8 protein-coding genes are annotated in these 9,510 nt (G+C 46.7%); 1 reads left to right on the top strand and 7 read right to left on the bottom strand.

Annotated features, from left to right (window positions below; all coding sequences use genetic code 11):
• Positions 1-576: 576 nt before the first annotated feature.
• Complete coding sequence (locus AC2TDN_RS16950; RefSeq protein WP_482068258.1) at positions 577-960, bottom strand: hypothetical protein; 384 nt, start codon at positions 958-960, stop codon at positions 577-579.
• Between the two features lie 14 nt (positions 961-974).
• A complete protein-coding gene (locus tag AC2TDN_RS16945) occupies positions 975-2,282 on the bottom strand; it encodes a polymorphic toxin-type HINT domain-containing protein (protein ID WP_484689128.1) in 1,308 nt (435 codons plus the stop codon).
• A 384-nt stretch (positions 2,283-2,666) separates the two neighbouring features.
• Between AC2TDN_RS16945 and AC2TDN_RS16940 the strand changes: the two genes are divergently transcribed.
• Entirely contained in the window at positions 2,667-3,617 is a 951-nt protein-coding gene (locus tag AC2TDN_RS16940) for a DUF4358 domain-containing protein (RefSeq protein ID WP_484689126.1), read from the top strand.
• 322 nt (positions 3,618-3,939) lie between these two features.
• On the opposite strand, the gene AC2TDN_RS16935 is transcribed toward AC2TDN_RS16940, so the two are convergent.
• From AC2TDN_RS16935 to AC2TDN_RS16915, 5 genes are all read right to left on the bottom strand, one after another.
• Positions 3,940-4,746, bottom strand: a complete 807-nt coding sequence (locus AC2TDN_RS16935) for a hypothetical protein (protein WP_484689125.1) — start codon at positions 4,744-4,746, stop codon at positions 3,940-3,942.
• A 232-nt stretch (positions 4,747-4,978) separates the two neighbouring features.
• Positions 4,979-5,413: an L-fucose mutarotase gene (gene fucU / locus AC2TDN_RS16930; RefSeq protein ID WP_484689123.1), complete on the bottom strand. Its 435-nt coding sequence runs from the start codon at positions 5,411-5,413 to the stop codon at positions 4,979-4,981.
• A gap of 42 nt (positions 5,414-5,455) precedes the next feature.
• Positions 5,456-6,961 carry a rhamnulokinase gene (locus AC2TDN_RS16925; RefSeq protein WP_484689121.1) on the bottom strand — a complete coding sequence of 502 codons (1,506 nt, stop codon included), beginning with the start codon at positions 6,959-6,961 and terminating at the stop codon, positions 5,456-5,458.
• A gap of 51 nt (positions 6,962-7,012) precedes the next feature.
• Positions 7,013-7,672 (bottom strand): class II aldolase/adducin family protein, encoded by a 660-nt coding sequence (locus AC2TDN_RS16920; protein WP_076266723.1) that lies wholly within the window; start codon positions 7,670-7,672, stop codon positions 7,013-7,015.
• 15 nt (positions 7,673-7,687) lie between these two features.
• A complete protein-coding gene (locus AC2TDN_RS16915; RefSeq protein ID WP_484689117.1) occupies positions 7,688-9,478 on the bottom strand; it encodes an L-fucose isomerase in 1,791 nt (596 codons plus the stop codon).
• Positions 9,479-9,510: the final 32 nt, after the last annotated feature.

Genomic DNA, 9,510 nt, shown 5'->3' with positions numbered 1-9,510 from the left:
GCCCGGCACGCGAAGTAAGATAATCATTGGAAGATTCCAGTGTAAATTTAGCCTTCATTGGAGTTCACCTCATAGGTGTATTTTGAAAACAGCAACAAACGAGCTGTTATCTCTATTTTACTCTATAATACTCTTTCAATCTATGAAAATCAGATATTTATATCACGGATTCAGGTGAAATGCAACTGTGTTTTCCATTCTGATTTCCTGCCTGTCTCTTCGACATGCATAAGCCAAATCCTTACCATAGTTTTCCAATATTTAGTTCATCTTATATAGTTCTTCTATGGTAAGGGGATGAATGTTCGTTTGTTTTTCCATACGCTATTTATTCGCATTACGAGCTCTGTATCCTGCTGCCAGAGATGGCCAAATGGCGAACATTTGCTTTAAATGACCGTGTTTGCCTTGACTTGCGGGTGCGCTTGACGCTTGCACACAGGCATGTTAGAGGAATATCATACGGGGGTGATGAGGGTTAAGTTCTTTCAGGCCGTGCCGCCCTATTCTATCGGCACTGGTGGAGTAAAAGAAAGACCTTGAGAATTTGCCGCCTCAAGGTCATTCAAGCAAATATTATTTTGTCAGCTCTAGAAACTTAACCTCCAAACTTCTTGCACCAACTAAACAACCAAAATCTTCCGGATAATCCTCAGGAACAAACTTAAAAATATGATAACCCTGTTCAACTTGAAATTTTCTATTTACTTTGTATACTTCCTCTCCTTCAAGAATAAATAATACATTATTCGATGTATCCGTACGCCATTCTACGGGTGCTGAAACGAAAAACACATCCTTAAAGTGAATTTCTAATTCATGAGGGTACGATAAACTTTTCCCCCCACCAACTAAAAGTTCATTTTGTCCATATTCAATTATTTCAAAATCGAACCACAGTTCTTTTCGAATATGATTATTTATTTTGTCAATTATTAATGAAATTCCATTTTCACTCATAGAATTCACGTCCTTTAAGGTAGTTGAATATGTGTATCAGCCGCTGCTTGTGCATTATAGTTAGGACTCGATGGTTTTAATGTATTAGTATGATGCCATACTCCGTTTTGGTCAATATATTCCCATCCATAACCTTGATCATTTGCATCAGTCCCCTGTTGCCTTCGTGCAACCCTATAAATATTCCCGGTTTTCCCGTAACTAGGGTCTGCCGCATGAACCCTAGCTTCAAAATCATACCCATCTTGAGACCACTTTTGCTTCCATTTCCCTGCAGCTGCAGGTACACTTGATAAATTTTGTTGTTTCAGCGCTTGGTTGAGGTAATACTTGCTATCCAAGCAGTCAATATTATGAACCCAAATTCCCAAGTCACTTACAAAGTAGGTATGGAAATCAGCAACAGTAAAATTGTAAACCTTAACTTTCTCATCGTGTTTAATAATGTTAATTTTATCAATCGTCAAGGTATTTCCATTGCTCTGCTGTAGTTTATCCCCCACCTGCAAGTCTGCCGCTAGTACCCAACCCTTACCTTCAACCCAAAACGGATGATTATCGGTTGTTTCAATAATTTGATCTCCTACTGTAAGTTTATAGGTGATCTTTTTATCATTTCGATACAAATGCGTGACTTCCTTGTAAGCCTGCTCGCCAGTCTCTTCATTCTTGGAAAGAACCTTATCTCCGACTTCAATGTCTTCGATATTTTTCTCCCCTTCGTCTGTTAGCACTTTGGTCCCTGATGTAAAGCAATTACAAGCTGCCGTCTCTTTACCCTTCTCTTTATTATGAAATTTACTCAAAGCTTGGCCGAGCTTAGGGAGCGCCTTCGTCAGAATCTTGATCGCAGCGCTGCTTCCCATTATCATCTGAAGCACATTCCCTAGCTGTTTGCCATATTCGAAGACCCCAGCATCACTAGGTTTGCCAGAAAACACTTCCTTCGAATTCCGTGCCAAATATTCGAATGGACTAACCAATGACGATCCGACAGCGTATGCCAAGTCTCCGAAGTTTACATCTCCGCTTACTATGCCGCGTATCAGCTGGTACAACGCATTTGGTGTCTGCAGGATATCCAGTACCGCATCAACGCCGGATTGTGCAATCACACTCAGCAAATTATCAATTTGCCATAATGCCATATGCCCTGATGGATCAATATACATTACAGGGTTATTGTAAGCATATGTGTACGGATTTAATGACATCGGATTCGTTATTATTCCTTCGAATGTATCCTTACTAATGAAGCGGCCCGAAACTGGATCATAGTATCGAGATTTCAAAAAGTAAAGTCCCGTTTCATCGTCGTGCATCTCTCCCGTATATTTAAACGGGTTCGAAATCTCCTGGAATTAATGTAGGTTGTTCTATCCCAATCCTCTCCTTAATAAAACAATGTATTTATTGAGAATATTGGTAATTCTACTAATGTGGTTATTAGTTTGTTTAAATTTGCTCATCTTGAAACAGCCACCCTTTACCTTCAACCCAGAACTGATGATTATCGGTCGTCTCGATGATTTCTCAACGTACAACTTAATCACGTTGATTACGGAATAAATCTGTTAATTCTTTGTACGCTGTTTACCCATTTGATTCGTTCTCATCCTTGGCAAGAACCATAAGAATATGAATCTAGCAACTTTCCAAACTAAACTAACGTCTAATATACAACGATGATTAAAGGGGCTAACTAGATGTTTCCGATTAAAAATTCCGTGGCGATATTTGCGATCATGATTACCTTCATGGCAGCTGGCTGCAGCAATGGTGCCAATGAAGAGAAAAATAGCGTTAACCAAACCAATACGACGAGCGCAGCCGATGAGCTTACAGCGACAGATCCGGCGGATGAGTCAGCAGCGACAAAAGAGCCGGCTGCGACGATAACGCCAACTGAAACGGAAGAGCCGGCGGCTACTGCAGCTCCTGCGGAGGACGCTTCAACCGAGAAACCGGCAAGCACATTAGCACCCACGAAGGATGCTTCAACCGAGAAGCCTGCGGCGACAAAAAGACCGATCAAGGACTCGGAATCGAAAAAAACAGAAGTGGCTATGCCGACCAAGAAGCCAGCTTCAACACCAAAGCCGGCACCGACAGAGAAGCCAACTAAACAGCCAGGCGCAGTTATTCCAACACAGAAACCAAGTGTGAAGCCTTCGGCAACGCCAACGCCTTCCACCATTACAATGGCGACGCCATCGCCTACACCTAAGCCAACAACGAAGCCAGATCCGGAAAATCCGTTCGGTGAGGTTACCGTTGCCGACATTGCAGCCAAAATAACAGCAGATGCCGGACTCGGACCGCTAACGGCTGTTGAGGACGATCAAGTGAAGGACGTCTATGGCATAGACATGGAAGCTCAGCTGGTTGACGGCATTTTCTATCAGCCTAAGATGATGATTCAAGCTGGTGAATTCTCCGTCGTCCACCTCAAATCGGAAAAAGACTATGCAGATATCGAGGCAGCATTCGAGAAGCGAGCTGAAGCGATACAAAAAGCGTTCGAACCGTATTTGCCTGACCAGTACGAGCAAGCGCTAAACTACCAAATAATAAGCAACGGGAATTTTGTCCTATTCTCCATTTCTCCGGACCAGGAGAAGACAGCAGAAATCTTTAGCGGCTTTTTCAAAAAATAATCGATAGTTATCATAAATATAAGCTGGGGCAGCTCTTTTAGGTGAAAGCACCTAAGGGCTGCCCCAGCATATTTGTTATTCCCTAAAGTATTGCTGAATTCGTCCAATCAGCCTTCGCTGAACGATCCAAATAAATCTGCTTAAAACGCTTGTAACTTCCAATAAGGCACCTTCCGGCAGCATTTTCACAAATGGGATCAGTACGAGGACGTCGTTTATTACGGGATTTTGCGCGAGGATTATTTGAAGATAGGCTCTGTCGAATAATAGTTTGTTGAATCATAGACAAACAAAGGGACTTCAAATGTTGAAGTCCTGATCTCTAGTCCCTATAATCGTAGCCTACGACCGTTTCGGTTTCTGCATCGATATAAATGCCGATTGGTCCAAGTAATGGATCTAGTTTTGTTTTGAAAATAACCCGAACGATTTGGTTGTCATTCTTTGTTTTTCCATCTCGATTGGAAGGTATATATTCCCACTTAGACGGCGTGACTTCAGCATAATACCAATTCTCAATAACCGTATCTTTCTGTTCCTCCAATAAAGACTTCCAAGCGATTTCGCGCATTTTCATAGCATCATAAGCCGCTTTCTTAACTGGAGTCGTTAGTTCAAATTCCACTTTTTCACTATATCCTGAAAAGCCGCTGCCATTTTTTTGCGTGCCAACAAATTCAGTCCTCAAATTAACCGTTTTGTGGGGAGAGATAGAAATGACTTTAGCATCAAAAACTACTTCAGCAGGTGGTTCGTTGATCAGAGGTCTTATAGACACGCTTTCCGCTTTGCCGTAATTATATACGGTAACCGAGCAACTCGCTAATACAACATTCTCTTCCCCGGTGAATGTACACTTATTATCTTTTAAAGAATAATCCATCTTCTCTACCGAGGATGTATGATATAGAAGTAGAAAGAGGCTTTTCTCCGAAGCAAACGGGAACAACCATACGAGCAAGATGCAGCCGATAATCATTTGATTACGGAATTCTTTACCTTTAGAACGATAGGCTCTGCGCGTTAAAATTACAGCGACGAAAAACAGAGTAATGCCAATGATCCCTGGGAGATAAAAACCGGTATGATCAATGTATGTCCATGGAGATAAACCAAATGTGTTTAACATGCGATCGCCTAGTGATGTCCCCGTATGGTCTTTAAGGATAATGAGTAATGCAACAAAAATGAGTACTGGATACAATCTCTTTTTTTTCAGAGCAAATACCTCCTATTAGTCAACGATAACAAGTATATGTCTCTTATAACGCAAACGAACACCAATATGTTACATATGTGGAAAAAGACTGCCCCGGTTTCATCCGCGAAGCAGTCTTTATCATCATCAGTTTCCTTATTATCTAACTATCCGCAATAACGCCCTTCTTCAAAATAAGATTGGCGTACAGCGCACTTTCACCTGTAGCAATAACGGCGTAAGCCTTCTTTGCCCGCTCGTAGAACGCAAAGCGCTCCACCTGCTCGAAAGGCTCCGAAAGACCCGTCCGCTGCTCGATGATTGAACGATATTGCTCCCAAATCGGCGTTTCCACCGTATCTCCGGCAACAACCTGCATAAGCGCAGCTGGCTTCTCGACGTATTGGTCGAGCGGGAGCAGACGCAAAATCGCGTCAAGCAGCTCAGGCACATTATGCCCATCGGCGCGGATAAGGCGCTGTGCATGGCTCGCACCCGGAAAGTTGCCGTCTGCGAGGACGATTTCGTCGCTATGACCCATTTCACTGAGCACCTTAAGCAGCTCAGGGGAAATCAATTTCGAAATGCCAATCAGCATGCTTGCCCCGTCCTTTCTATATTCTATCGTAATAAATAATCGCTATTTCGTTACCTCGGTTAACCGCTCAAACGACTCAAACGCCGTATTCCATTCCATCGTTTGCTCAGGGGCATATTCATCGATAGGAAATGACGCTGCGACAAGCTGGCGCGCGTCCTGCAAATTGGCGCATTCGCCCAGCGCTACAAGCTGCATGAGCATGTTGCCAATCGCACTCGCTTCCACTGGCCCCGTCCACACAGGACGGCCAATCGCATTTGCCGTTAGCCTGCACAGCAGCTCATTTTGAATGCCGCCGCCAACCATATGCAAGCCGCTGAACGACTGCTCCGTCAAAGCTTCCATCTGTGCTAACGCCTGACGGTATCTGAGCGCAAGGCTTTCTAGTATACATCTTGCGATTTCGCCTACCGTCTGTGGAACAGGCTGCGACGTTTGGCGGCAATAGGCTTGAATGCGGCTAATCATGCCGGACGGCGCATAGAAGGACGGATCGTCGGGATGAATAAAGCTGCGGAACGGCTCGGCGCGCTCCGCTTGCACAACGATGTCAGCAAACGACCAATCGTTGCCCTGCTCCTCCCATTCCCGCTTGCATTCCTGCAATATCCACAAGCCCATAATATTTTTGAGCAGCTGATACGTTCCCCCGACTCCGCCTTCGTTAGAGAAATCGAGCGCTTGTGCCTCTGGCGTAACGAGCGGTCCTGGAAGCTCCGTGCCTAGCAGCGACCAAGTACCGCAGACGAGGTAAGCAAATGCTTCTTCGCCAGCAGCTGGAACGGCTGCTACTGCTGATTCCGTATCATGCGTGCCAACCGCTACTGCCATAATCGGCGGGACATCAAGCTCAGCGCAAACATCTGGCGTTAACATCCCCACCTTCGTACCTGGATGGATCGGCTCTATAAATAGATGGCTCGGAATGCCGAGCTCACCTATAAGCTCCCTGTTCCACTGCTGCTCCTTTGGCTGATAGAGCTGTGTCGTAGTCGCCATCGTAAACTCGCATACTTTCTCGCCAGTCAGAAAATAAGCAAGCAAATCCGGCGTGAGCAGCAACGTGCTCGCCGCCGCAAGCTTGGGCGACGCAGCCTTTTTCATCGCATACAGCTGGTTGATCGTATTGAAGGGCATAAACTGCAAGCCGCCTTGCTCATACATGCGGTCTTTGCCTATCAGCTCATTCAGCTCTTCAATGACTCCCTCTGTTTGCGGATCGCGGTAATGGTAAGGGTTGCCGAGAAGCTCCCCATTGGCATCCAATAAGCCAAAATCGACGCCCCATGTGTCAATGCCGAACGTTTGCGGCGCATAGCCTTCTTGGAAGGCTTTGCGAATAGCAATCTTCAGCTCCTGCAAGAGGCGCAATATATCCCAGTGCAAATGGCCGCCAACGGCGATCGGCTGATTCGGAAAACGATGAATTTCCGTCACCTTCAGCTTCATATGCCCGCTTGCCTCATCAGGCAGCAGCTCGCCGATTAACGCCCTGCCGCTGCTTGCGCCTAAATCAAAGGCGAGCACGGTCGCAAGCTTCGTCATGCTTTAGAGCCTCCTTTACGTAAAAGCCAGCGCCATGATGGCGCCAGCCGCTTACTTCATCTTTTGCAGCAATTCGATGCGGTACGCTTCGCTCTCAAGCGATGCGATCTCTTCAAACTCTTCCTTCGTAAGCACCTTCGGCTCGCGGATCGCTTTGGCAATCAAATAAATTTTTGTGCTTTCCTCCACAACTTCGGTACGATAGTAGGCTTCGCGCAAATTGCGTCCCGATGTCACCAGTCCGTGATTGCCGAGCAATACGGAGCTTGCTTCATTCACTTTCGCCACATAAGCGTCAGCGAGCTTATCCGTCGTTGGAAGAACATACGGTACGTAAACGGTTTTGCCGACGAGCGCCGCTTGGTCCGGGAACATGATCGGCAGCTCCTGCTCAACTAATGTAAAAGCAATGCAATATGGCGGATGCGTATGAACGATTGCCCCGATATCTGGGTTTGCGCGATACGCATAAAGATGCATGAGCACCTCTGAGGACGGACGCAGACCGATGTCCGTAATTTCTCCCGTCTCGATATCCACCTCGACCCATTGATGCGGTTCTACTTCATCAAGGGCGAAGCCGCTTGGCGAAAGGTACATTTTACCCTCGAATTTAGCGCTGATGTTGCCGCCTGGTCCTACGACCAGCTTGTTCGTTACCGTCTTGCGCGCATATTTGCATAGCTCATTGCGAATATCTGTGCTGCTCATTGTAAAACCTCCAATTTATTTATAAATAGGCCCGAAATTTTGACAAGCACGGTAATCTGCGCTCTCCGCATTGGCTGTTCCGAACAAGCCCCATGCTCTAGGACGGAAAATGCGTTCCTCTGGAACATTATGCATATTAACTGGAATCCGCAGCATCGAGGCAAGCGTAATTAAATCAGCGCCGATATGCCCGTAGCTGATCGAGCCGTGATTCGCACCCCAATTGTCCATTACCTCATATACGGAGTGGAAAGCGCCCTCTCCCGTAATGATTGGAGCAAACCAAGTCGTAGGCCAAGTTGGATCTGTACGGTTGTCCAGCGTGTTATGCACATCCTCCGGCAAATCGACCGAATAGCCTTCCGCAATTTGGAGCACAGGACCGATGCCTTTAACCAAGTTGATCCGAGACATCGTCATCGGCATGCCGCCGCGTGTTAAGTAATCAGAAGAGTAGCCGCCGCCGCGGAAATATTCTACGGAAGCTGGGCGCCATGATGTAGCGTTTAAACATTTTTGCGCCTCGTCCTCGGAAATTTCCCAGAAAGGCTTCATAGCCGGTTGGCCGTCTCTTGTCTGTTCGCCAGTACCATCCATCGTTGCCGAGCCCGAGTTAATCAAGTGAAGGAGACCGTTCGCTGCCGCTCCCTCGAGCTTATGTCCAGTTACGCGCTCAACCGATTCAGGGCTCCAGTACGTACGAACATCCGCGAAAATTTGAGCAGTATTCGTAAGCAGGTTGCCAAACAGCATCGCCACGCCGTTCAAGCTGTCATTTTCCGTTGCCACCATATAAGGGGCCCGGATTCCGTTCCAGTCGTACGAGGAATTTAGCAGCGTTTCCATGAAATCGCCGTTTGAAAAATGGTCCGTCCACTGCCGCTGGCCTTGGAAGCCGGCAACGATCGCATTGTGGCCGCCTGCCTCCTCGCCGAAGCCAAGCTCTGCAAGCCTTGGATTGCCGACCATGAGGTCACGGGCAATTTGCGTCATTTTGACAACGGTTTCCCAGTCTGCATCCTTCTGCTCTCTTGAGGTTTGAAGATGGGATGGATTGTTGTCCTTGCCTTCAATACAGTTTTCCTTCACCCACGTAAGCGCTTTCTCGAATTCCACGCCATCATAAATATTTTCTTCCATGCGGCGTACAAATTCAGTCATGTCAATATATTCGGTACGCATGCCAAGATACTCTTGGAAAAACGCATCGTTCACGATTGATCCTGCGATGCCCATCGAAACCGAGCCCATGGATAAATATGATTTGCCGCGCATATACGCTACAGCAAGTGCCGCTTTGGCAAAACCGAGCAGCTTGTCTTTCACGTCAAACGGAATGGAAGTGTCGCCTGCATCCTGTACATGCTCGCCGTAAATGCCGAACGCCGGAAGCCCTTTTTGCGCATAGCCGGACAATACCGCCGCCAAGTATACTGCGCCTGGACGCTCTGTCCCATTGAAGCCCCATACCGCTTTCGGAATGGAAGGGTCCATATCCATCGTTTCCGTACCGTAGCACCAGCAAGGCGTAACCGTTATCGATACCCCTACACCGGATTTGGCAAATTTATCGGCGCATGCCGCCGCTTCAGACACGCCGCCAATACAGCTGTCCGCAATGACACATTCAACAGGCTCGCCGTTCGGGTAGCGCAAATGCTCTGATAACAGCTTCGCAGTCGCGATTGCCATGTTCATCGTTTGCTCCTCTAATGATTCGCGAACCCCTTTCCGTCTGCCGTCAATGGTAGGACGAATGCCGATTTTTGGAAATCCGCTTTGGAAACGCAAGTTTGTGTCCGTCATGAATAAAACCTCCATTAGGTTATAATAATGTT

Source organism: Paenibacillus sp. Y660 (genome assembly GCF_057221575.1).
The sequence above is the reverse complement of the archived record's forward strand: the minus strand, read 5'-3'. Positions and strand labels throughout refer to the sequence as shown.